The 584-nt window shown below is 45.5% G+C and carries 1 protein-coding gene; it reads left to right on the top strand.

What is annotated here, in order from left to right; genetic code table 11:
* Window positions 1-124 precede the first annotated feature (124 nt).
* A partial coding sequence (locus tag ABDH49_09060) for a cytochrome-c peroxidase (protein ID MEN3047100.1) occupies window positions 125-584 on the top strand: 460 nt, incomplete at its 3' end.

Raw genomic sequence — 584 nt, 5'->3', positions numbered from 1 at the left:
TTTAGAGAAGTAACTTCTTGTGTCTAAATATCTGTTGCAAAATCTTATCGAATGTGCTATAGTTTAATTCTGTGATGTATATCACTTATTACATCATTAAAAAAACTTATAAGGAGGTGGTCTCATGAGGAAACTGCTCCTGATTACTGCAGTGGTAGGCACTGCTCTTGTAGGTGCTGGTGTCTATGCCCAGAGCAAGGGTAAGGTCCAAGCTCAACAACCCAAGGATGAAGACGCTCAGATTCTGGAACAGGCAAGAAGGCTCTTTCAGCCACTTCCAGAAGTAGCTAACAACCCCCAAAACCCCCTCACAAGGGAAAAGATAGAGCTGGGCAGAATGCTCTACCACGAACCAAGGCTTTCAAAGAGCGGTCTTATTAGCTGTAATACTTGCCATAACCTTGCTTCCTATGGTGTTGATAATCTTCCCACCTCCGTAGGTCACGGGTGGGCTATAGGTCCGAGAAACGCCCCAACTGTATACAATGCTGCCCTTCATACCGCTCAGTTTTGGGATGGAAGGGCAAAGGATGTAGAGGAGCAAGCACTCGGACCCATTCTTAACCCCATAGAAATGGCTATGC

The organism is Candidatus Hydrothermales bacterium, from assembly GCA_039630235.1.
In the GTDB taxonomy this organism is placed as follows: Bacteria; Hydrothermota; Hydrothermia; order Hydrothermales; family JAJRUZ01; genus JBCNVI01.
The sequence above is the reverse complement of the archived record's forward strand: the minus strand, read 5'-3'. Positions and strand labels throughout refer to the sequence as shown.